The 22,121-nt window shown below is 63.5% G+C and carries 18 protein-coding genes; 8 read left to right on the top strand and 10 right to left on the bottom strand.

The features are described 5' to 3' along the window. Positions 1–50 precede the first annotated feature (50 nt). Genes J7E80_RS03330 through leuS form a run of 3 tightly spaced genes read right to left on the bottom strand, consistent with a single transcriptional unit; the run spans position 51 to position 4,809 of the window. The gene (locus J7E80_RS03330; RefSeq protein WP_215050055.1) at positions 51–1,118 is read right to left on the bottom strand and encodes a helix-hairpin-helix domain-containing protein; all 1,068 of its coding nucleotides are present in this window, start codon (positions 1,116–1,118) and stop codon (positions 51–53) included. A gap of 49 nt (positions 1,119–1,167) precedes the next feature. Further along, positions 1,168–2,226 carry a DegV family protein gene (locus tag J7E80_RS03325; RefSeq protein WP_215050174.1) on the bottom strand — a complete coding sequence of 353 codons (1,059 nt, stop codon included), beginning with the start codon at positions 2,224–2,226 and terminating at the stop codon, positions 1,168–1,170. A 57-nt stretch (positions 2,227–2,283) separates the two neighbouring features. After that, positions 2,284–4,809: a leucine--tRNA ligase gene (gene leuS, locus J7E80_RS03320; protein WP_215050173.1), complete on the bottom strand. Its 2,526-nt coding sequence runs from the start codon at positions 4,807–4,809 to the stop codon at positions 2,284–2,286. Positions 4,810–5,437: 628 nt separating this feature from the next. On the opposite strand from leuS, the gene J7E80_RS03315 reads away from it, so the two are divergent. Further along, positions 5,438–6,388, top strand: coding sequence for a hypothetical protein (locus tag J7E80_RS03315; protein ID WP_251036383.1), 951 nt, complete (start codon positions 5,438–5,440; stop codon positions 6,386–6,388). A 75-nt stretch (positions 6,389–6,463) separates the two neighbouring features. Here the strand turns inward: J7E80_RS03315 and glpK are convergent, their stop codons facing one another. The 3 genes from glpK to J7E80_RS03300 form a co-directional block, all read right to left on the bottom strand. Continuing rightward, positions 6,464–7,978, bottom strand: a complete 1,515-nt coding sequence (glpK, locus tag J7E80_RS03310) for a glycerol kinase GlpK (protein WP_215050054.1) — start codon at positions 7,976–7,978, stop codon at positions 6,464–6,466. 70 nt (positions 7,979–8,048) lie between these two features. Continuing rightward, on the bottom strand, positions 8,049–8,795 hold the full coding sequence (locus J7E80_RS03305) for an MIP/aquaporin family protein (protein ID WP_215050053.1): 747 nt from the start codon (positions 8,793–8,795) through the stop codon (positions 8,049–8,051). Positions 8,796–8,951: 156 nt separating this feature from the next. Next, entirely contained in the window at positions 8,952–10,742 is a 1,791-nt protein-coding gene (locus tag J7E80_RS03300; protein ID WP_215050052.1) for a glycerol-3-phosphate dehydrogenase/oxidase, read from the bottom strand. 138 nt (positions 10,743–10,880) lie between these two features. Between J7E80_RS03300 and J7E80_RS03295 the strand changes: the two genes are divergently transcribed. Further along, positions 10,881–11,843, top strand: a complete 963-nt coding sequence (locus J7E80_RS03295) for a sugar-binding transcriptional regulator (RefSeq protein ID WP_215050051.1) — start codon at positions 10,881–10,883, stop codon at positions 11,841–11,843. A 36-nt stretch (positions 11,844–11,879) separates the two neighbouring features. Here the strand turns inward: J7E80_RS03295 and J7E80_RS03290 are convergent, their stop codons facing one another. Next, entirely contained in the window at positions 11,880–12,572 is a 693-nt protein-coding gene (locus J7E80_RS03290) for a hypothetical protein (RefSeq protein WP_215050050.1), read from the bottom strand. A 378-nt stretch (positions 12,573–12,950) separates the two neighbouring features. On the opposite strand from J7E80_RS03290, the gene J7E80_RS03285 reads away from it, so the two are divergent. Next, positions 12,951–13,394, top strand: a complete 444-nt coding sequence (locus J7E80_RS03285) for a hypothetical protein (RefSeq protein ID WP_215050049.1) — start codon at positions 12,951–12,953, stop codon at positions 13,392–13,394. 463 nt (positions 13,395–13,857) lie between these two features. After that, entirely contained in the window at positions 13,858–14,220 is a 363-nt protein-coding gene (locus tag J7E80_RS03280) for a cupin domain-containing protein (protein ID WP_215050048.1), read from the top strand. Positions 14,221–15,001: 781 nt separating this feature from the next. Here J7E80_RS03280 and J7E80_RS03275 read toward each other — a convergent pair. After that, complete coding sequence (locus J7E80_RS03275; protein WP_215050047.1) at positions 15,002–15,676, bottom strand: haloacid dehalogenase type II; 675 nt, start codon at positions 15,674–15,676, stop codon at positions 15,002–15,004. A 102-nt stretch (positions 15,677–15,778) separates the two neighbouring features. Next, a complete protein-coding gene (solA, locus tag J7E80_RS03270; RefSeq protein WP_215050046.1) occupies positions 15,779–16,963 on the bottom strand; it encodes an N-methyl-L-tryptophan oxidase in 1,185 nt (394 codons plus the stop codon). Between the two features lie 170 nt (positions 16,964–17,133). Between solA and J7E80_RS03265 the strand changes: the two genes are divergently transcribed. Then, on the top strand, positions 17,134–18,036 hold the full coding sequence (locus tag J7E80_RS03265) for a LysR family transcriptional regulator (RefSeq protein ID WP_215050045.1): 903 nt from the start codon (positions 17,134–17,136) through the stop codon (positions 18,034–18,036). 66 nt (positions 18,037–18,102) lie between these two features. On the opposite strand, the gene J7E80_RS03260 is transcribed toward J7E80_RS03265, so the two are convergent. Further along, a complete protein-coding gene (locus J7E80_RS03260; protein ID WP_251036382.1) occupies positions 18,103–19,059 on the bottom strand; it encodes a phosphoglycerate dehydrogenase in 957 nt (318 codons plus the stop codon). Between the two features lie 300 nt (positions 19,060–19,359). Between J7E80_RS03260 and J7E80_RS03255 the strand changes: the two genes are divergently transcribed. Genes J7E80_RS03255 through otnC form a run of 3 tightly spaced genes read left to right on the top strand, consistent with a single transcriptional unit; the run spans position 19,360 to position 22,032 of the window. After that, positions 19,360–20,088: an aspartate/glutamate racemase family protein gene (locus tag J7E80_RS03255; RefSeq protein ID WP_215050044.1), complete on the top strand. Its 729-nt coding sequence runs from the start codon at positions 19,360–19,362 to the stop codon at positions 20,086–20,088. A gap of 31 nt (positions 20,089–20,119) precedes the next feature. After that, positions 20,120–21,406, top strand: coding sequence for a 3-oxo-tetronate kinase (gene otnK, locus J7E80_RS03250; protein ID WP_215050043.1), 1,287 nt, complete (start codon positions 20,120–20,122; stop codon positions 21,404–21,406). After that, positions 21,388–22,032, top strand: a complete 645-nt coding sequence (otnC, locus tag J7E80_RS03245; RefSeq protein WP_215050042.1) for a 3-oxo-tetronate 4-phosphate decarboxylase — start codon at positions 21,388–21,390, stop codon at positions 22,030–22,032. Before otnK ends, otnC begins: the two co-directional genes overlap by 19 nt. The last annotated feature ends 89 nt before the right edge of the window (positions 22,033–22,121 follow it).

The raw sequence follows: 22,121 nt of genomic DNA, 5'->3' as shown, positions 1-22,121 counted from the left end.
CCACGTACCGGTGCCACCTGCTGGTCCTCCGCGGTTGGTTACCCGCCATCTCAGACCGTCACGAGCGGAAGCAGGGTTTCCAGCATTTTGGGGCCGACTCCGTCTACGGCGTCGAGCTCCTCCACCGTCTTGAACTGGCCGTGCTCTGAGCGCCAATCAACGATCCGCTGGGCCAGCACCGGACCTACCCGCGGCAGGTTTCCCAGTTCTTCGGCCGTCGCCGTGTTGAGGTTGATCTTGCCGGCGGCCGCAGCACTGCCGCTCCCGCCGGCCGCGCTGGACCCGCCTGCCCCGCCCGTCCCGCTCCCCGACGCCCCCGTTCCCGCGGCCCCCGTTCCTTCAGACTGCGCACCCTGCGCCCCCTGCTGGCCAGCGTCCGGCGGCATGGCCTCCCCGCGGCGCGGAACATAGATTTTCTGTCCGTCTTCCAGCACCGCCGCGAGGTTGAGCCGGTTGAGGTCCGCGGCTGCAGTTCCGCCGCCGGCCGCGGCAATGGCTTCATGGACCCGGCCGCCGCGGGCAACCCTGACCACACCGGTTTTCTTCACGGAGCCGGCGACATGAACAACAACGCTCCCCGTGGCTGCGCCGGGGCTGGAGCGTTCATCAACCTCCGCGGGACCGCCGGCGTCGTCACCGGCCTCCCCTGCCGTGCTGCCTGCCGCGCCGGCTGTTCCTGCCGCTTCGCTCGTGACGGCGCTTAACGGAAGAACCTCTGGTTCCGCGGAGGCAACCTGCCACCAGAACCAGCCGCCGGCCACCAACGACACAACGCCCAGCAGCATCGCCGCCCGAAGGCCCAGGCGCCATCTGACGCGGGTCTCCACTGTCGCCTCGGAAGCCCGGGAAACACCACGGGGCCCGTCCGAGCTGCCGTAGGAGAACTCCCGGCCGTCGCCCAGCTCCAGGAGGCCGGCAGGCCCGGGACCAGGGGTGTCGCTGTGCGGCCCACCGAGCCTCGCCGCCAAGCGTTTGGCAGGTTGCCGGTGGGAGGCACTTGCGGGATCAGGAGCGTCGGCCGGACGCCTGCCTGCCCCTGGCCGGCCTGCGACTGGCTCCCTCCCTGCGTCCGGCCGCGCCGGAGTGCTGGCGGCAGGTCCAGCGGTCCGGCGTGGCATACCACCACCCTAGGAGCCGGGGCGCTCGGGCGGACAGGGCGGACTGCCGCTATGTGGATAGCGTCAACGGCGAGGACCCGTTCGGCCCGGTACGGCCGCTGCTGGGGAGAGGGCGAAGGACACTGGCGACCGATGTGGTACTTTCGCTGACTATCACGGCAAGGACGCCGAGCCCCGCATGGGCGGCGAGCACCGCCGGCAGGGAACTGATCTGTGCCGGCGGGCTGTCCGGCAGTGCCGCGGCAAGTTTGGAGGCAAGTACTTCGGCTTCCGGCCGGTTCCCGAAGTGGTGGATGGCCAGCCGGGCCTCCCCCGCCGGCCTGGCGGCGGCGTCCGCAACAACGATCTCCTCGAGCCGGGCGATGGCCTTCGCAGCGGAACGGATCTTCTCCAGCGGAACGATCTTGCCGCCGTCGACCGCAAGAATTGGCTTGATCGAGAACATGGTCCCCAAAAGGGACGCGGCCGCCCCAATCCGTCCGCCCCGCCTCAGCTGCTCCAGGCTCGGCACGTAAAAGTACACTTTGGTCTTCGCCAGGCGTTCCTCGGCGAACTTCCGCACGTCCGTGGCGCTGCGCCCGTCGGCTGCGGCCACCACGGCGCCTTGCACCGCCAGCCCCTGCGCCATGCCGACGGTCCGGGTGTCCAGCACCTCGACCGGGATGCCGACGCGGCCGGCAGCGATCCGGGCCGAATCCGCGGTGCCGGAGAGGCTGCCGGAAATATGGATGGACACCACCGACTCATAGCCGCTCCGTTCGGCGGCCAGATAGGCCTGCTCAAACTGCCCGGGCGACGGCCGGGAGGTCTTGACCGGAGTCGCTGCGGCAAGGGCCACCGCGATGGTCTCGGTGATGTCGTCCTCACCCTCACCGTAAATTTCCTCGCCCACCATGACCGGCATGGGCACAACGGCAAGCCTGCCGTCGAGGGATAAGCCCCTCACCCAGTCAGCCGGCAGCGCGGCGGCGGAGTCCGTCACCACAGCGGTGCGGACGACGACGGCGGGTTCCGCCGCGGGCGGCACCCGCCCCGGAACGGTGGCTTGGCGGAGACGGGCGAGATGATCTTTCAACCACAGCCAGGCGGCCGGCTCACGGTCAATCAGGGCGCACCTCCAGCAGTTCTGGCCGGCCGCCGGCAAGGACCGGCGGCCGGGACCCGGCTAGGCCGGGACGATGTTGACCAGTTTAGGCGCCCGCACGATGACCGTGCGGATGCCGCGCCCCTCAAGGGCGCGCTGAACGTTCTCCGAGGTCAGCGCCAACTCACGCAGGTCATCCTCGGAGATGCCGGGCGAAACCTCCAGCCGGTCCCTGACCTTGCCCTGGACCTGGACCACGGCCGTGATGGTGTCCTGCACCAGCAGGGCGTCGTCGTGCGCGGGCCAGCCGGCGTTGGCCACGGAGGCGGGGTGGCCCAGGACGTTCCACAGGTCTTCGGCGGTGTAGGGAGCGAAAAGGCTCAGGATCACGGCCACGGTTTCGGCGGCTTCGCGGACCGCCGGGTCCGCGCCGCCGGCACCGGAATCGATGGTCTTGCGCGTGGCATTGACCAGCTCCATGAGCTTGGCCACCACCACGTTGAACTTGTTGTTGTCCAGCAGGTCCGCGGCGTCGGCGATGGTCCGGTGAGTAATCGTCCGCAGGGCGCGGTCGCCGGTGCTGACGTCCACGCCGGGTTCACTGGTGACGTCCTGCCCCAGCCGCCATGCGCGGGCCAGGAACTTCGCGGATCCCGACGGCGAAACGTCCGCCCAGTCGACGTCGTCTTCCGGCGGGGAGGCAAAGATCATGGTGAGGCGGACGGCATCGACGCCGAACTTGTCCAGCTGCTCGCCCAGGTCCACGCCGTTGCCCAGCGACTTGCTCATGGCCTTGCCGCCGTTCAGGACCTGGCCCTGGTTCAGCAGCGCACTGAACGGCTCGTCCGCCGCCAGGAGGCCCATATCATGGATGACCTTCGTAAAGAAGCGGGCGTAGAGCAGGTGCAGGATGGCGTGCTCGACGCCGCCGACATACTGCCCGACCGGCATCCAGTCATTGATCTTCGCAGGATCGAACGGGCCGTCGGTGTAGTGCGGGGAGACGAAGCGCAGGAAGTACCAGGACGAGTCCACGAACGTGTCCATGGTGTCCGTATCCCGCTGGGCTGCACGTCCGCAATTCGGGCACTCGACGTTGACCCACTCGGCGGCCGCGGCCAGCGGGGACGTGCCCCGTGGTGACAGCGCCTCGCCGCGCAGGTCTTCGGGAAGCGTAACCGGGAGTTGCTCGTCAGGTACCGGCACTTCGCCGCACTCGGCACAGTGGATGATGGGGATCGGGGTGCCCCAGAAACGCTGACGGCTCAGTAGCCAGTCGCGAAGCCGGAAGTTCACGAACTTCTCGCCGGTGCCCTGTTTGTCGAGGATGTCGATGGCGGCCGGGATGGCCTCTGCCTTGGGCATGCCGTCCAGCGGACCCGAGTTGATGAGCGTGCCTTCCCCGGCCGTTGCCTTGCCGGAGACGGCGGGATCCTCCTCGCCGGTGTCCAGCACCGCCCGCACCGGCAGGCCGAACTCCCGGGCGAAGTCGAGGTCGCGCTGGTCGTGCGCGGGCACCGCCATGATGGCGCCGGTGCCGTAGTCGGCCAGAACGTAGTCTGCTGCCCAGACGGGCAGCTTTTCGCCATTAAGCGGGTTGATGGCGTAGCGGCCGGTGAAGACACCGGTCTTTTCGCGCTCGGTGGACTGGCGTTCGATGTCCGAAAGGCCCTTGACCTTTTCCCGGTAGGCCATGAGTGCGTCGTGGTGTTCGGGCGTGACCAGGTCCAGGGCCAGGTGCGCGTCCGCCGCCACGACGAAGAAGGTGGCGCCGTACAGGGTGTCCGGACGCGTGGTGAAGACGGTGACCTCACGCTCGGCGCGTCCGTCCGACGCCTCGATCACGAACCGGACGTGCGCGCCTTCTGAGCGGCCGATCCAATTTCGCTGCATGGCCAGTACGCGTTCGGGCCAGTGCCCCTGCAGCTCGGACATGTCATCCAGCAGGCGGTCCGCGTAGTCGGTGATCTTGAAATACCACTGGTTCAGCGACTTCTTGGTCACGGCTGTGCCGCAGCGTTCGCAGGCGCCGTTGACAACCTGCTCGTTGGCCAGCACGGTCAGGTCCTTAGGGCACCAGTTGACCGGTGAGTCCTTGCGGTAAGCGAGGCCGCGCTCGTAGAAGCGCTTGAACAGCCACTGGGTCCAGCGGTAGTACTCGGGATCGGATGTGTGCAGGCGGCGGGACCAGTCAGCAGAGATGGCGTAGCGCTTGAACGACGCGGCCTGGGTCTCGATGTTGGCGTAGGTCCACTCGCTCGGGTGCGCGTTGCGCTTGATCGCCGCGTTCTCGGCCGGAAGGCCGAAGGAATCCCAACCGATGGGGTGCAGGACGTCGTAGCCCTTCTGGCGCAAGTAGCGTGCGACGACGTCGCCCATGGCGAAGGCCTCGGCGTGGCCCATGTGCAGGTCACCGGAAGGGTACGGGAACATGTCCAGCACGTACCGGCGTTCCCGGGAGCCGTCGTCGACCGGGGAGAAGACCTTAAGGTCCTCCCACTCCTGCGGCCACTTGGCCTCCATTGCCGCGAAGCTGTAGGCGCCCTCCTCGGGGCTTTCCGCTCCACCTGCTGTTGTTCCGGTCTCGGTCTCCGGCTGAACGCTCACTGCTGCCCTCTTCTGTTCTGTCATGACGTCTGTCTGTCACAACGGTCTGATCCCCTGCCGCCTGCCGGGAATGCGTCCCGGACACACAAAAGCCCCTCGACATGGAGGGGCGGCCGCTCGGTAGTCCGTATATCCGGGATACCGGGCGGCTAGCTAAGCAGGAGGATCGCACGCATAAACCTACTCTAGCGTCTCTCCCGCGTTCATGCTGAACCGCCTCGTGTAAGGTGCGGGCCAAACGGTGCGGTGTAAAGCGTGCAGAGGACCCATTGCCAAATACCCGCAGCAGGTCCACCATTCAGAACAGAATGTATGGGGGTACGGCAAGGGTCTCGGGTTGTGGAGCCTGCAGTGGACGTTTTGCCTGTTTCCCCGGTCAACCATCCGGCAAACCATCGCGCAAGGTTGACCCGTCGCGCCGAATTGTTCCGCGTTCCCCTCCCGCCCCGGCTCTCGTGCCGGCGGGCCCGCTCCTTCTCCCAGAGAACACCGCTGCCCCTTCGCGGGCGCCGGTGCTCCCTTCCCAGCGTCCCCCGACTTCTGAATGTCCCCAGAATCCGGTCAATGCCCCCCAGAGTCGTGCGAGAAACTCAGCCGATGCTTAGCCCGCGCTCTGGCAGATGTCCGCATGAACAAGTCCCACCCGAGGAAGGCGATCGAGATGTTTCAGCATAAGAGACGGCTAACAGCGGCAGGTTCGGTGCTGGCGCTGTTTCTGGCCACGTTCACGTCCGCGACGGGTTCTGCGGCGACCACCGCGGCCCCACGCGCGCTCTGCGGACCCGGATCGGAGATCAAGTTTGACCGCTCTGACTTTCCAAAGAAACCAAAAATAGACAACGAGTGGTTTCCGCTGAGACCGGGCATGCAGTACACAACCACAGGAACAGTCAAGACCGCGGAGTCAACGAGCGTGCGTACCGTCGTCCATACCGTGACCGGACTTACCAAGGTGATCGACGGGGTGAAAACCCTCGTGATGTGGGACAGGGACTACAGCGACGGCGAGCTGGTGGAGTCCGAACTTGCCTTCTTTGCCCAGACTAGGAGGGGCGATGTATGGCTGTTCGGCGAGTATCCCGAGGAGTACGAGGACGGCAAGTTCGTGGGCGCTCCAAGCACATTCATCCACGGGATAGACAAGGCCCAGGCCGGCATAGCCATGAAGGCGGACCCTCGGATTAAAGGTCCCCACTACGTCCAGGCCTACGCACCGGAAGTGGACTTTTTGGACTGCGGAGATGTGTTAAAGAAGCATCAGCAGGTCCGGGTCCCAACAGGCTACTACGACGATGTACTGGTGATCGATGAGTACAGCCCCTTGGAGCCTCCCAGCGCGGGGCACCAGCGGAAGTTCTACTCCGAAGGCACAGGGCTGGTCAAAGTGACGGCTGTTGGTGGCGAGGAACAGGAAACGATGGACCTCGTCAAGATCAGGAAGTTCAGTGACGACAGGCTGGAGGACATTAACCGGCAGGCGCTGAAGCTCGACAAGCACGCATACACCGTCAGCAAGAGTGTCTACGCGAAGACGCCTCGTGCCGAAGTCGCCACACCCCGTGACGATGACGACGACTGACCGGCTGATGCGAACTGGCTGAATGCCGGCGGCCCGGGTCCGCGGCTGGTCCGCGGATCCGGGCCCGGGCCTTTCCTACCTCACGTCCTCGTCGACCCAGTCCATGGACTTGGTGACGGCCTTCCGCCACAGCCGCAGCTGGCGGTCCTGCTCCGCCTTGTCCATCGTCGGCTCCCAACGCTTGTCCTCGGACCAGTTGGCAGACAGCTCGCCAAGGTCCTTCCAGAACCCGACAGCGAGGCCGGCCGCATAAGCAGCGCCGAGGGCCGTGGTCTCGACCACCTTCGGACGGATTACGGGCACGCCCAGAATGTCCGCCTGGAACTGCATGAGCGCATCGTTGGCGACCATGCCGCCGTCGACCTTCAGCTCGGTGAGCGGAACGCCGGAGTCGGCGTTGACCGCGTCCAGCACCTCTCGGGTCTGGAAGGCGGTGGCCTCGAGGGCGGCCCTCGCGATGTGGTTCCTGTTGACGAACCGCGTCAGGCCCACGATGGCACCACGGGCATCGGAGCGCCAGTACGGTGCGAACAGTCCCGAAAAGGCCGGAACGATGTACACGCCGCCGTTGTCCTTCACGGACGCAGCCAGGGTCTCCACTTCCGGTGCACTGCTGATCATGCCCAGATTGTCACGCAGCCACTGGATGAGCGAGCCGGTGACGGCAATGGACCCTTCCAGTGCATAGTGCGGCGCTGCGTCCCCCAATTTGTACCCGACGGTGGTCAGCAATCCGTTCTTGGAGTGGACGATCTCCTCGCCGGTGTTGAAGATGAGGAAGCAGCCTGTGCCGTACGTGTTCTTCGCCTCGCCGGTCTGGAAGGCCGCCTGGCCGAACGTGGCAGCCTGCTGGTCGCCCAGGATGCCCGCCACGGGAACTTCCCGCAGCAGCTGGGACGTGTGGACGGTGCCATAGACCTCGGAGGAGGACTTGATGGCGGGCATCATGGTCACCGGCACACCGAAGATGCCGAGGATTTCCTCGTCCCATTGCAGCGTGTCCAGGTCCATGAAGAGGGTCCGGGAGGCGTTGGTGACATCGGTGACGTGCACGCCGCCGTCCACGCCGCCTGTCAGGTTCCACAGCACCCACGAGTCCGTGTTGCCGAAGACCAGGTCCCCGGCCTCGGCCTTGGCGCGGGCGCCGTCGACGTTGTCCAAAATCCACTTGATCTTGGTTCCCGAGAAGTATGTTGCCAGCGGCAGGCCGACTTTCTGCTTAAAGCGGTCCGCTCCGCCGTCCTTCGAGAGCTCGTCCACGATCGGCTGGGTCCGGGTGTCCTGCCAGACGATCGCGTTGTAGACCGCCTCGCCAGTGGTCTTGTCCCAGACTACTGAGGTTTCACGCTGGTTGGTGATGCCGACGGCGGCAATGTCGTGCCGGGTCAGGTTCGCCTTGGACAGGGCGGAGGCGATGACCTCGCGGGTGTTGTTCCAGATTTCCGCTGGATCGTGTTCCACCCAGCCGGCCTGCGGGAAGATCTGCTCGTGTTCCATCTGCCCCGAGGAGACGATGTTGCCCGTCTGGTCGAAGACGATGGCGCGGGTGCTCGTGGTGCCCTGGTCAATGGCGATTACGTACTGGCTCATGATGACGTCCTTGTCCTGTTGAAGTTTCTGAAGATATTGCTGTGGATCAGGGAAATGCTGTGCTGCGGTTCTAAGTAGCAGCGGTGAACACGATCGGAAGCTGCCCGGCGAGGCCTGCCAATGCTCCGCCGATCAGGGGTCCCACCACCGGGATCCACGAGTAGCTCCAGTCGCTGGAGCCCTTACCCTTGATGGGCAGTACGGCGTGGGCGATGCGTGGTCCGAGGTCACGGGCAGGGTTGATGGCGTAGCCGGTGGGGCCGCCCAGGGATACGCCGATGCCGACGACCAGGAGCGCCACAGCCAGCGGGCCAAGCCCTGAGGGGGTCCCGCCGAAGGTGAGGATCACAAAGACCAGCACAAAGGTGCCGATGATTTCGGTGATCAGGTTCCAGGGCGTGGAGCGGATGGCCGGGCCGGTGGAAAAGACCCCCAACTTGTTGGCCTGCGCAGGTTCCGCATCGAAGTGCTGTTTGTGCGCCAGCCACATGACCACGGCGCCCAGGAACGCACCGACCATTTCTCCGCCGAAGTACGTGACGGTGGACGCCGCGTCTACCGGAACGCCCGGGGCGTACTCGTCCTTGCCCTTGACGAGCAGGCCCAGGGTGACGGCGGGGTTCAGGTGGGCACCGGACCTGGCCGCGACAAACACGCCGGCGAAAACGGCGATGCCCCATCCCCACGTGACCATCAGGAACCCGCCGTTGTTGCCCTTCGTGCCCTTGAGCGCGACGTTGGCCACCACGCCGCAGCCAAGCAGCGTCAGCATGCCGGTTCCGAAGACCTCGGAAAGAAAAACCAATTCAAGAGACATCTTTGACTCCTCCATTTTCTGTTGTCGGTTCTTCGTGAGTTTGAAGAACCGTTGTACCGGCAGCGCTTTGGCCCTGCCGGCCGGTCGCCTCCATCCCCGCGCTGGCGGACGGATGCGGCCCTTGCACCCGGGCTGCCCTGCCCGGGAGACGAAGCTCTAGGTGACCAGGCTGTGGACGTGGACGCCGTGATACCGCTGCAGCACCTCCTGAGCGTGGTCGATTTCGGCGGCACGGCCAGCTGCGTCCCAGCCCAGCGGCCCGGCCAGATTGTCGGCGATTTCGTTCAGCAGTTCTCCGGTGACCAGGCCGCGGAAGGCGAGCGAGGTCCTGCGGATCAGAACGTCCACGAGGTGGCCGATCTGCTCGTTGGCAGCCATGAATTCCAGCTCACGCACGCTGAGTTCCCGGGTGGAATGCAGGAGGCTGTCCGGCCCTGCATCGAGATACTGGATGACCTCTTCGGCACGGGTTCCGTATCTGGTCAGGAGACCGGAGACCCTGTCGGCGTCGCGGGAACCGCCCATGTGCGCCTTGATCCATTGCTGGATGCCGGCGTCGGAATCCGGGAAGCCGGCGCCGCCGCCGATGGCGAGTTTCGCCGTCGAGACTTTCCGTTCCCTGCCCAGTTCGGCGAGGACGTCGTTGCTCAGGTGCTCCGCGAGCGCCCGGAACGTAGTCCATTTGCCGCCCACAAGGCTAAGTACGACGGCGCCACTGCCGCCGGCTTCCGGCGCCCGGCGCTCAATGCGGTAATCACGGGACACGAAGCCGGGCTGGGTGGCGTCGTGCCTCGGCAGAGGGCGGACGCCCGAGAATGAATAAACGATCTGCTCCCGGTGCACCACGATGTCCGGGAAAACATAACCGATGAGGTCGAAGAAATAGTCGATCTCGGCTTCAGTGCATACGGCGTCCTCGGACATGTCAGCGCGGACATCCGTGGTGCCTACCAGGACCCGGTCCCCCATGGGATAGATCAGGACGATCCGGCCGTCGGTATGTTCGAAGAAGATCTCGCGGCCCTTGCAGGCAGCCAGCAGGCCGGGGTGGTCAAGCACGATGTGTGAGCCTTTGGTGCCGCCCATGAACGATGACGCTGCGCCCATCGCCTGGTTGGTGAGGTCGACCCATGCCCCGGTGGTGTTGACGATGACATCGGCCGTGAAATCAAAGACCTCCCCAGTCAGTTCATCGCGGAGCACAACGGTACTGGTTCCGGCTGAGGTCGCTTTGACCGACGCGAGGGACAGGTAATTGCTGGCACGGGCACTGCCTGTGGCATTCGCTGCGCCGGCCTTCTCGCCGTCCTGGAGGACGTCAAGGGTGAGGCGCTCGGGGTTGTGGACGGAGGCGTCGAAGTAGGTGGCTGTGTATTTCACGCCCCGGTGCAGCAGCGGGAGTTCGGCGAGCGCCTTCTTGCGCCCACGGAACTGGTGGCGGGGAACGCTGCCGCCGTCGCGGGAGAAGGCGTCATACAGGCTGAGTCCCAGTTTGATCAGGAAGGCACCGCGCTCTTTGGGCTTGCCCTGCTGCTTGTGGGTAAGGAAGCGCAGGGGTGCGGCGAGCACCCCGGAGAAGGTGCTGAAAATCGGAATGGTGGTCTGCAGCGGCTTAACGTAGTGCGGCGCTATCCGCAGGAGGCGGTTGCGCTCCACCACGGACTCCCGCACCAGGCGGAACTCGCCGTTTTCAAGGTAGCGGATGCCGCCATGGATCATATGCGACGAGGCGCCGCTGGCGCCCTGGCAGTAATCGCCGCGCTCCACGAGCGCAACGTCCACACCCTGAAGGGCGAGGTCCCGGAAGGTGCCGACGCCGTTAATACCGCCGCCGACAATGAGAACACGGGCGTTGGGCCGTTGCCGGAGGCTTGCCACCGAGGTGCGCGCTGCCGTCTCCCCTGCGCTGGATTTGAACGGGTGGCCGGATGAATCCTTGAGTCCCAAAACTGCTCCTTTGGGTTTGGTCCTTGGGCGGATGTACGCGGCGCGCTGTGAGGGGCGCGCCGCGGGTTCACAACTATTCTTCGAAGTAATGGAAAATGGCGTCAAGGACTATGCACAAACGTGCAGAACGGAGATCCCATGCCCCGCCCACGACATTCCGAGGCCCTCCGGGCTGCCCAGCTTTACTACCTCCAGGACCTCACAATGGACGCCATTGCGCGGGAACTCAGAACGTCCCGGTCCACCGTGTCCCGGCTCCTTTCAGCAGCACGCGAGACGGGCCTGGTGCAGATCCAGATCCGCAGCCCGCTGGACACCGGCCCCGAACTGGAGCGGCTGATCCGCGCCCAGTACAAGGTGGATGTGCACGTGGTGCCCGTCCTGGACACGCTGAATGAAGCGGAAACACTGGACCGTGTGGCCATGCAGGCCGCCCGGACCATCGGGCCCCTGGTGGATTCGAACGCCATTATCGGTGTGGCCTGGGGCAGCACGCTCAGCGCCGTGAGCCGGCACCTCACGCGGAAGATCACCCACGACACCGTCGTCGTGCAGCTGAACGGGGCCGGCAACATGCAGACCACCGGCATCACGTACGCCAGTGACATCATGCGCCGCTTTGGCAGCGCCTACGGAGCGCGGGTTGAGCAGTTTCCCGTGCCCGCCTTTTTTGACCATGCGGCAACGAAGACGGCCATGTGGAATGAGCGGAGCGTTCAGCGCATCCTTAAACTTCAGTCCCGGATGAGCATCGCGATCTTCGGTGTCGGATCCGTGGATGCGGACTACCCCAGCCATGTGTATGCCGGCGGCTACCTCGACGAGGACGACCTGAACGTCCTCGCCAGTTCCGGCGTGGCCGGGGACGTTGCCACAGTCTTTTTCCGGGCCGACGGGTCCTCGGACGGCATCACGCTGAACGAGCGCTCCACGGGACCTTCGCTGGACCAGCTGCGCGAGGTGCGCCGACGGATCTGCGTCGTGGCCGGCGCTTCCAAGATCAACGGACTCCGCGGCGCCCTGGCGGCCGGCCTCGCGACTGACCTGATCCTGGACGAGGCGTCCGCCAGACGGCTCGTCGAATTCGACGCGGGGAACTAGACGAAACGTTGATGCGGCATATCACGACGGGAACTGTCACGCAGTGCCAACGATGTGGTGGAGGACGTCGGCGACCGCGCCCGGCGTCGTGAGGATCGCCAGATGGTGGCCCGTGAGGTGGCGGACCGGCCAGCCAGCTTTCCCGGCTGCAGCGGCGAAGGGTTCGTAGTTACTGCTGAGTCGGATGTAGCAGCACGTCCCCAGCTCGTGTTCACCGACATTGGGAAGGACTTCGGTGAACAGGCTCTCGGGCAGCGGCGGGCAGGCTTCGATCAGGGCGTTGCGCAACTGCTCATCGGGCAGCATCGCTCCAAGCTGCTCGGGCGACCACCAGGAGGTCCATGGCGGCAGCCAGCCCTCGACGGTCATATCGTGCAAATGCTGGACCGCGGCTGCGGGCAGCACGTCGAGTGCCGACTGACCGGGGTGCGGCAGTGCGGCGTCTACGAAGACGCTGGCCAGCACTGCGATGTCCTGCATCCCGAGTTGATGGGCAATCAGCGGAAGCAGGGGTCCAGCGGCGCTGTGCGCGACCAGGTAAACAGGTCCGTGCCCGACTGCCGCGGCCGCCAGCTCAGCCTGCCGGGAAACATGAGAGCCGCCGTCGGATAGGGCCGGGGACAGATCGGGAATGACGGCTTCATGGCCCCGCTTCCGCAGCCTGGCCGCTACCGGCGCCCATGTCGCCGCGTCGACGAGCGGACTGTGGATCAGCAGCCAAGTAGCCATCCGGACATTCTATTCCGGAGCGAACGGCACGCCATGCAATGTGGACAGCGCTTCCTATTTGCAGAGCTAGCCAGCAAGCTAGAGAGGGGGTAATGATCGCAACACTCTCGCCATGCAGAAGGGCCCCGCAGTTCCATGCCAAGACCTCAACGGCCAGGCAATCCATTAATCCGCAAGTATCTCAGGACCAGCCACCCCGATCAGGCAGACGCCAGAGGCCTCGGCGAGCTCAAGCCGGTCGAGCCGGCCGCTCGGCGGGAGGGAGTGCCCCTCCTTGTCGACGATCAGGTCTATGTGATGAAGTACGGGACGAAGTATCACACGGAGTGGTGCCAAGTTGTGGCCGACAAATGGGCCCACGCGCCCAGAGGACTCCACGTGACCCTGTTGGCCGACGTCGGGGCGCGGACCCGGTGCAAGGACTGCGACCGGACTTTGAAGGCAGCCAGAACGTCGTCTGCGCAGGAACACGACATGCCATCCCGGCATCCTCCGGAACCAGCGCCGCCTGACACAGTGATCCCGCTGAGGGTCATTGGGGTCGCGCATGGAGTCCTCTTCCTGGCGGCAGGGCCGGAACATCAGGAACTCCTTAATGAGACCGCCGTGGAGCCGGCGACGCCGCTCTCCGTGGGCGGGCGGCGTGACGGCATGGTCATCCGGCTGGACGCTGCCCGCGCCGAACCACTCTTGGTTGTCCAGTTGGATCCCCGCGTCACTTTCAGGGATGGACCGTACCAGGTGCGCCTGCGTCGTCCACTGCTGCGGTCGGCGACCAAACCCTATGCCGTGGAGTCCGTCGAACCGGCACCGCAGACGTAGCACTCCCCCGCCCATGGCTGTGGACAAACTGCTCAAAGCCCATGCGAACGCCCTCCTGGATGTTCTCGACGAACGGGACTCCTGAGGAGTCAGTCGCCTGATCCCGTCCGACACCGCTTCCAACAAGAGCTTTGTGTGTACAGAACGCGTGGCAGGTCGAGTGCGGCGGCACGTCATGGATCCTCTCGAGTACCTCCGGTGGCGGCGAAAGGCAGCGTCGCCGTCGTCGTATCTTCCAGTGAAGCACCCCGGGATCGGGCCCAATGGTCTGCAAAGAATCGGCTTTGTCGGCTTCCCGCAGGCGACGTAGAAGCTGGCGACGGGCCATGGTGACGCCGTCCCTAGTGCCTGTTAAATTACTCTCATTGACTATCGTCAATTGTTGACGATTGATACGATGGGGAAGTGTCATTCCAATAAGACAGACACGTACGTACAGGGCGCAGCCCAAGAAGGAGCAACTATGGTCAAGGCGACCGTCATGAGCGATGCAACAACTGCAAGCCCCGGGGAGCACAACCCCAAGGAAACCGCGATTCAGGCCGGGCAAACCGAAGCGTCCTTCCGTCTTTGGAACAGGGATGGCCTGAAGACCGGTATCTGGGAAGTAACTCCGGGAGAGTTCAAGAGCACCCGTCCTGGCTACGACGAGATCTGCCAGATCCTGAGCGGGCGCGGCACCATTACCGAACCTGACGGCAACAGCTTCGATATCGGACCCGGTACCCTGTTCGTGACCCCCGCGGGCTGGGAGGGTCACTGGACCATCCACGAAACGCTCCGCAAGATGTGGGTTGTGGCGGATGTTCCCGCCGCTACCGAGTAAATCCGGAAAACTAACAAGCGAAACCTAGCGGGCAAGAGCGCCTGTGCGGCGGTGAACTGCTCCCCGGAAGTTGGACTGAGAAATTCAGTCTCGGCTCCCGGGGGGCATTTTTTATCCATGCACATAGTTCGGGGATCAGCGCGGGGCAGCGGGGTTTGAGCAGGGCATCGCGGATAGTGCGGCAGCGTTGCTGAAACGGTGGTGTCAGCGTGGGTACCGCCGCGAGCGTGCGGTTGCTTTGTGCCCGAAGCCTAAAGCCAGACCTAACCGGCCCGATGCCGCGGCGTCGGCTGAGCTGGAACGATAGCGGGGGTTAAGCGAACGACTGGGGGCAGAAATGGCCTACCTGGGAAAAGTGCGGCCCTTGGGGGCCCAGGAACGAGAGTAAAGCTGGTCTGCAACGTCCGGCCGAAGAAGCGTCACAACTCCTACCGGGGCGAGCAAGGCATGGTTGCCCCGAACATGCTGAATCGGGACCTCGACGCTGAAGCCCCCCAAGCAGAAATGGGTCACCGATGAGATTCCCCGGGACCGGCTCGCTGGCTGCGGCACTGTGAGTGCATTCGCTAATACAACGTCGAAGGAATCCCACAAAGCTCAAGGGCCTGAGCCCGGTGCAATACCGTGCTCAGGCCCTCGCAGCTTAGGTTCGTATTTAGCCAGTCCGTCTCACTTTATGAAGGGGTCTCGCAACAGCACCCAGGCCCCTTCACCGAATGGTTGACAGGACGGGACCTACGCAATTGTCATCTGACTGACGCTCTTGGATTTGGAACCGGGTTTAGAGGCCGAGGTGCTTGTTCAGCTCGTCCAGGGACTTAACAGTGAAGATGTTGTAGCCATCGGCGAAGGGTTCAGCGCCACGGTCCAGCATTACAAGGTCCCGGAAACCCAGGTTGTACATCGGGATGTGGTCGTACAGTGGGTGCGAGGAGACATGCAGGAAGTCCTCAGGCTTGGCGTTCAGGGTGTCCAGCATGTACTCAAACGCCTGGAGGCGCGGCTTGTAGGCCCCGGCCTGCTCAGCGGTAAACACGGCGTGCCAATCTGCACCTAGCTTGGGAATGCTGATGTCCAGGAAGCTGTCGTCGGCGTTGGACAGAGCCACCAGCTTATAGTTGTCGCCCTGGAGCTTCAGCGCAGCCGGCACGTCCTCGTGGGCAACGGCGTTGCGTACAGCCTCAGCGAGCTCTGCGCCGGCACCGGGGGTCGGCCCAATGCCAAACCGCTTGCATGCGCGGTCAAAGGCATCCTGAAGGATCTGCTGGTAGGGCTTGTAGTCGCCATTGACCTCGTCGAACCGGTATGCACGGAAAACCTTCTTAAAGGCCAACCACTGCTCGTCTGGGATGCGGCCATCGAGCAGGCGCTGGGTGGTGGGATAAATATTGAAGTTGATCAGCGTGCCGTAGACATCATAAGAGATGTACTTCGGCCGGAAGTTCGTGTCTGCCATGATTAATCCGTTCCTAGATGTTTTGTATTTTTTTGCGGGTTGAGATTTCAACAATTGCCGACAGGTAGTGGATCACCTTTTGTTGAACGACCGGCGCTGCCCTTAGCTCAGAGCCAGTGACGTGAGTCGCGTGTCGGGTCCGAGGAACCGTGCTGGGTTCATGAAACTGACGTCGGTGGCCGTTGTTCCGTCCAGTAGGAGGTCGGCGGCAATAGCTCCCAGTGCAGAAGCCATCTTGAAGCCGTGGCCGGAGAAGCCGGCCGCCACGACGACGCCGTCCATTCCGGGCACTCCGCCGAACAGTGCGGTCGTATCAGGTAAATGACCGTCCGCGCACGTGGCAACCCGCACCGGGTCCGGGATCAGTCCCGGAATGAATTCCCGGACCCATGCCCGGATGGTGTCCAAGTGCTGAGGATCCCAAGTAGGAGGCTTCTCCATGGACTCAACCTCGTCCAGAAATATGCTCGCGACGACTTTCACTGTCCAACCGTCAGCGCTCGGGAACCCGTAGAACTGGGCTTTGTCCGACCTTCCGTCTTCCTCCGCCCTCCTGAGGAAGACCGGCATGTCTTCCCTGCAGAATGCTGCTGGATCCACAACGGGGAACCATGTCAGGATCTGTGGCAGAACGGAAAGGTGAACACCGAGTTCCTTGCAAACTGCTCCCGCACCATTGCCCTGCGAGATGATCACGCGGGAGGCGATGATTTCTTCTTGATCGGTCCGCACGATGTACCGGTCACCGTACGGCTCGACGCTGTGCGCTTTCCGGTTTCCCAGGAACTTAGCACCAAGCCGTGTAGCCTCCACCAGGGCGGCCGTCACGGCCCTTTCAGACTTCAGGTAGCCTCCCTCTGGATCAAAGATCGTGACATCCGTATCCCTGATCACATGTTCGGCGTACTTTGTCCTGGCTTCGTCGCCCCGGAGAAACTCGTAGTCGAGGCCATTCTCTTTCCCGGCTGCAAGAAGCGATGCCAACCGCGGATTGTGCTCGTCATATATCGTGACAGCGCCCGTAGTGTTGAGCAGCCGGGTCCCGCTGATTTTCTCCAGATCACGCCACAGATCCTGTGACCTCTGCAAAAGGGGTGTGTAATGCCCGCCTTCCGCGTAAACCTTGCGGAAAAGGCGCGATTCGCCGGCATAGGCAGAGAAGGGGCCGGGGATTGAAAACCTGTCTACTCCAATGACCCGCTGGCCACGGGAGGCGAACTGCCAACTCGCCATGCTTCCTACCGAGCCAACTCCGACGATGACAACGTCCGTTTCGAGTGCAGTCATGCTTCTACCTTGCTTTCCCTTATTGCAAGCCATTGTCCGGATTCAGGGTCTGCCTCTGAAGGGCGCTACCGTCGGCTGTGCTTCCAGTCAGACCAGCGTACGGCACAAGAAGACGCTGATTAAGGGCACATGAGACAATGCATTGTTTCCAAAAACGAAAGAAGCAGGAGATGGATCTAACATCGATCGATGACTTGGAGTTCTTTGAACAGATTTCCCGTTCCCAGAGCCTCACCGAAGCGGCCAGGAACTGGGGAAAGTCGGTGTCAGCGGTAAGCAAACGCCTTGCCGCGCTTGAGTCGCGGCTGGGGGTACCACTGGTCCGGCGCAGCACCCGTCAGTTGACCCTCACCGAAGAGGGGCAGCGCTATGCCACAGGTGCCTTGGCCATCCTCCAGCAGAAAACTGATCTCGAAGACGCCCTGTCCCTGCAGCATGGAGAGCTCAAGGGACGTATTAGCGTGCATTCGAGCCTGGGGATCGGTCGTAAGCACATTGCGCCGCTGCTGGGGGAATTCGTTCAGCAGCACCCGTTGATCCAGATAGACCTGGAGCTTTCACCGCTGCCTTTAAACATCTCGGGTACGAGTTTCGACATCGCCATCCGGGTCGGAGGACTGTCGGACTCCCGGCTCAAGGCAAAACTCCTGGCACGAAACCGGAGGATTGTTTGCGCGGCGCCCAGCTACATTGACAGCGCCTCGCCGCTGCGGACCATTAGGGACCTGGAACGGCACAACTGCATCGTCCTGCGTGAAAACAACGCCGACTACTCGCTGTGGCGCTTCGGCGAGATGGGGCATGATTACGTCGACGTCAGGGGCAGCATGATCAGCGATGACGGGGATGTGGTGACCGAGTGGTGCATCCAGGGCCTCGGCTTGATCATGCGCTCCACGTGGCACGTCAACCCGATGATCCAGCAGGGAGTACTTCAGCAGGTCCTCCCAGACGTCCCGACGCCCAGCGCCGACATTTATGCTCTCTACCCCGCCACGGCCAGGACACCCCGCCGGATCACCGCGGCCATTGAGCATCTGCGGCAGGGCCTTGCGGCGAGGATAGGTTCTTAGCGACCGCAGGGTCGCCGTCGATGACGGGATTCCTCGTGGCCGTTCACATTCCCGTTCACTGTGGAATCAGGCCACGACATTGGTCGGCTCCCGGCCTTCGAGAACATCGATGACAGCGTGGGCGGCCGCGACGCCGGCACGTTCTCGTGCCTCGATCGTTTGTCCGGCCAGGTGGGAGGTGATGAGGACGTTGTCCACGTCCCGGAGCCGGTGGCTGGCGGTCAGGGGTTCATCCTGGACGACATCGAGCGCCGCTCCTGCGATCTGCCCGCCGGTGAGTGCGTCGGCCAGCGCCTCTTCGTCAATGAGGGAACCGCGGGCAGTGTTAATGAGGATGGCGGTAGGTTTCATGGCCTGCAGACCGGAGCAGTCGATGAGCGGTTTGCCGGTGCCATCGGAGCGGGTATGAAGTGTGAGGTAATCGGCCTTGCTAATGGTCGTGTGAAGATCGGTGAACCGGACAGCGGGATCCGACGGGTCCGGGTGGGATGTGCTGACGAGGACTGTCATTCCGAGGGCGCCACCCAGCCTTGCCACGGCTCGGCCGCTGGGTCCGTAACCGATGATGCCGAGGGTCGCCCCCCGCAGTTCACGTCCCGCAGTGCGCGGCCAGTGGCCGTCTTTGACCGATTGGATGACGCCAGGGAGGCTTCGTGCTGCCATGATCATCAGGCCGATGGTCATCTCTGCGACCGCGTCATGGTTCACGCCAGGGGTGTTGCAGACGCGTATGCCGGATCGTTGGGCGGCTTTGGTGTCGATGGAGTCGTAGCCCACCCCGCTGCGGGCGATGACTTTCAGCGAGGCGGCACCGGCGAGCATGTCAGCGGTGACCGGTTCGCTGGCCAGAATGGCACCGACGGCACCGTCGAAGAGCGCCTTACGGTCGGCAGGTGTCCGCAGTCCGCGGGACGGTGAGTAGATGGGTTCGAGACCATGCTCTCGCAGGAGCCGGTCAACTTTGTCTCCGGGGCGCAGGTAATCGGTGGTGATCAGAACGCGGGCGGCCATTGCGAGGTCCATCTCCTGCTTCTTTCGTTCTTGGAAACAATGCATTGTCTCATGTGCCGTTAATCAGCATCTTCTTGTCTCGTACGCTGGTCTGAATGGAAGCACAGCCGACGATAGTGCAATTCAGAGGCAAACCCGGAATCGGGACAACGTCGTTCAACAACGGAAAGACCCAACTATGACTGCGATTCGCTCGGCGCCGCCGAAGCCATCATGGTGCCGGCCAACCGATTCCCTAATCCGCTCGAGGCGATCGCCATGGGAGTAGCTCCTGCAGCTTCAGCAGCCGCTGCAAACGACAGAAAGAAGATCATGAACTCACCCTTGAAGACCATCGATCCGCTTGCCGTGGCAGCCCAGGACATGAAGCAAACTCCAGTGCTTGCAATGCTGCACACGGTCCCCGGCCTGGTAACGGACATGGAAGTCCGGGCCCAGGACACGGTTCCCGGCCTCCGTGTCCTGCACTACGTGGACGAGTCATTGCTCCAAGACACCATTGCCAAGGGAACAACGCCAGGACATGTTCGACGGCGACTGGTCAACTATGCCCGCTATGCCGAGGAATCAGGTGCCCAGGCATTGTTGGTGAGCTGCTCCTCCATTGGAGAAGCGGCAACCGCCGCCCAAGACTTTGTCTCCATCCCTGTCCTGCGCATCGACACCCCAATGGCCGAGCTCGCTGTCGCATCCGGCGACAGGATCGGCGTGCTCGCGACCCTGTCTGCGACCCTTGGACCAACCACGCGGCTCGTCCAAGGCTCAGCAAAAAGGCAGAACAAAAAGCCCACCATCACCGCCCGAAAAGTCGACGGCGCTTTCAACGCCCTGCGCGCAGGTGACCGCGCGATGCATGACACGTTGGTGCTCGCCGCTTTCTCAGAACTGGCAGCGGAGTGCGACGTCGTCGTTCTCGCCCAAGCCTCCATGGCCCGGGTCATTGAGCACACCCAGGACCAGCCCGGAGGACCCACCGTCCTTACTTCCCCCGACTCCGGGATGACCCAGCTCAGCACTCTTTTCCCTTCCAAAGACTCTTAAAACAACGTCACTACCCGAGAAGGATCCGACCATGTCAAACACTCAAATGAAAGCGAATGTCCCATGGCTGGGAGTTATCGCCGACGACTTCACAGGAGCTTCCGACGTGGCCGGCACTCTTGTGGGCACCGGGATGCGGGTAGTGCAGACCTTCGGCATCCCCGACCCATCGATGCAGCTGCACGACGTTGACTGCATAGTCGTTTCCCTGAAGACCCGCAGCGTGCCAGCCACCGAGGCTGTAGAACAGTCTCTGGCGGCGGCACGCGCCCTCAAATCCCGAGGCGTGCAACAGCTCTACTTCAAATACTGCTCCACGTTCGACTCAACCCCGGAGGGCAACATCGGCCCTGTAGCCGATGCCCTGCGCAAAGAGTTCGTTCCGGCCGGCCAGATCACAGTCGTCGCTCCCGGAACCCCGGCACTGCTGCGGACCGTGTACAACGGCGTGCTGTTCGCAGGCGCGGACCTCCTGCAGGAATCATCCATGCGCAATCACCCGCTGACCCCAATGACCGATTCGAGCGTGCCAAGGCTGCTCCAGGCCCAAACCAAAAACCTCGTGGGTCAGATCGGCTATAGCGTCATAGAAGCCGGTGCTCCCGCAGTTCAATCCCAGTTCCAGATCCTGAGCGACCAAGGTACTGAGTACGCCGTCGTCGACACACTTAATGACCGCCACCTCGCAGTGCTGGGGGCTGCAGCGCTCGGTCACCCGCTTGTCACTGGCGGATCAGGGCTGGTCGGAGGACTGGCGGTTGCCCGTGGGTTCCGCGACCACCATGAATCGGAGCGCACCACCCGGCCAGCGGGCCCGGCCGCGGTCGTCGCCGGCAGCTGCTCCGAGATGACGAACGTCCAGATCGACACGTTCCGCCAGTTCCGCCCCTGCTTCCTCGTGGACCCGGTCGCCATCGCGGAAGGACACGACGTCGTTGCCGAAGCGCTGCAGTTCGCGCGGGAAAATCTTGCGGACGGCCCGATCCTTATCCATTCCTCCGCCTCCCCACAGGAAGTCTCGAGAGCACAAAAGGAACTGGGTCAGGCCCGGGCCGCGAAAATAACCGAAGACAGCCTTTCCACGATCGCCGAAGGGATCGTCGGTCTGGGTGTCCGACAACTTATCGTGGCCGGCGGAGAGACCTCCGGCGCTGTCGTCCGCAGGCTCGGCATCACCACAGCCCATGTCGGGAAGGAGGTCTCGCCCGGCGTGCCATGGCTGAAAACGGAAACTGACCCCGGGCTGTCCATCCTGCTCAAATCCGGAAACCTCGGAATGCCGGGGCTCTTCGTTGACGCATGGGACCACAACCGGTGACCGACATGGACAGCCGCAACGAACTCGTCCGACTGGCCAGGTCCCTGCACCAAAGGGGCCTGACCAGGGGAACATCCGGAAACCTCAGCCTACGTGTGGGAGGCGGAATGCTGGTCACCCCCACCAATGCCTCCCTGGGTGAACTCAGAACAGACGATCTGGCAATGGTCTCCGACACCGGCGAACACCTGTCCGGAGCCCGCCCGTCCAAAGAGGCATTCCTGCACCTGGCGATGTACCGGGCGAGGCCGCAGGACCATGCCGTAGTCCATCTGCATTCCACCTATGCCACCGCCCTTTCATGCCTCGACGACCTGGACGATGATGACGTTCTGCCACCGCTGACGGCCTATTTTGTGATGAGGGTCGGACGGCTGGTCCGGTTGCCATATTTCGCACCCGGAGACGAAGGCTTGGGCGAGGCGGCCCAAAAAGCCGCAGCGTCGACCCGGGCCCTGCTGCTGGCGAACCACGGACCGATCGTTTCCGCGCCTTCCTTGGCACAAGCCGTGGATGCTGTTGAGGAAGTAGAAGAAACAGCACGAGTGTTCTTTCTCCTCCAAGGCCACGCGACACGACCCCTCCAACCCGCCCAGGTCGCCCAACTCTCCGCAACCCGCACATAGGAACAGGGGCACTTCGCCATGGCCTATGTGCTCACGCGCCGATAAGAGCCTGTACAGCTGAACCGCATCACCACAGCCTAAGGAATTAT

This window comes from Arthrobacter sp. ISL-28, from assembly GCF_018613875.1.
Lineage (GTDB): Bacteria > Actinomycetota > Actinomycetes > Actinomycetales > Micrococcaceae > Arthrobacter.
The sequence above is the reverse complement of the archived record's forward strand: the minus strand, read 5'-3'. Positions and strand labels throughout refer to the sequence as shown.

What these genes read in the sequence shown, in the direction of transcription:
- J7E80_RS03330 (WP_215050055.1), bottom strand. Translation starts at nt 1,118, where the DNA reads ATGCCACGCCGGACCGCTGGACCTGCCGCCAGCACTCCGGCGCGGCCG.
- J7E80_RS03315 (WP_251036383.1), top strand. Translation starts at nt 5,438, where the DNA reads ATGAACAAGTCCCACCCGAGGAAGGCGATCGAGATGTTTCAGCATAAG.
- glpK (WP_215050054.1), bottom strand. Translation starts at nt 7,978, where the DNA reads ATGAGCCAGTACGTAATCGCCATTGACCAGGGCACCACGAGCACCCGC.
- J7E80_RS03305 (WP_215050053.1), bottom strand. Translation starts at nt 8,795, where the DNA reads ATGTCTCTTGAATTGGTTTTTCTTTCCGAGGTCTTCGGAACCGGCATG.
- J7E80_RS03295 (WP_215050051.1), top strand. Translation starts at nt 10,881, where the DNA reads ATGCCCCGCCCACGACATTCCGAGGCCCTCCGGGCTGCCCAGCTTTAC.
- J7E80_RS03290 (WP_215050050.1), bottom strand. Translation starts at nt 12,572, where the DNA reads ATGGCTACTTGGCTGCTGATCCACAGTCCGCTCGTCGACGCGGCGACA.
- J7E80_RS03280 (WP_215050048.1), top strand. Translation starts at nt 13,858, where the DNA reads ATGGTCAAGGCGACCGTCATGAGCGATGCAACAACTGCAAGCCCCGGG.
- J7E80_RS03275 (WP_215050047.1), bottom strand. Translation starts at nt 15,676, where the DNA reads ATGGCAGACACGAACTTCCGGCCGAAGTACATCTCTTATGATGTCTAC.
- solA (WP_215050046.1), bottom strand. Translation starts at nt 16,963, where the DNA reads ATGACTGCACTCGAAACGGACGTTGTCATCGTCGGAGTTGGCTCGGTA.
- J7E80_RS03265 (WP_215050045.1), top strand. Translation starts at nt 17,134, where the DNA reads ATGGATCTAACATCGATCGATGACTTGGAGTTCTTTGAACAGATTTCC.
- J7E80_RS03260 (WP_251036382.1), bottom strand. Translation starts at nt 19,059, where the DNA reads ATGGACCTCGCAATGGCCGCCCGCGTTCTGATCACCACCGATTACCTG.
- J7E80_RS03255 (WP_215050044.1), top strand. Translation starts at nt 19,360, where the DNA reads ATGAACTCACCCTTGAAGACCATCGATCCGCTTGCCGTGGCAGCCCAG.
- otnK (WP_215050043.1), top strand. Translation starts at nt 20,120, where the DNA reads ATGTCAAACACTCAAATGAAAGCGAATGTCCCATGGCTGGGAGTTATC.
- otnC (WP_215050042.1), top strand. Translation starts at nt 21,388, where the DNA reads ATGGGACCACAACCGGTGACCGACATGGACAGCCGCAACGAACTCGTC.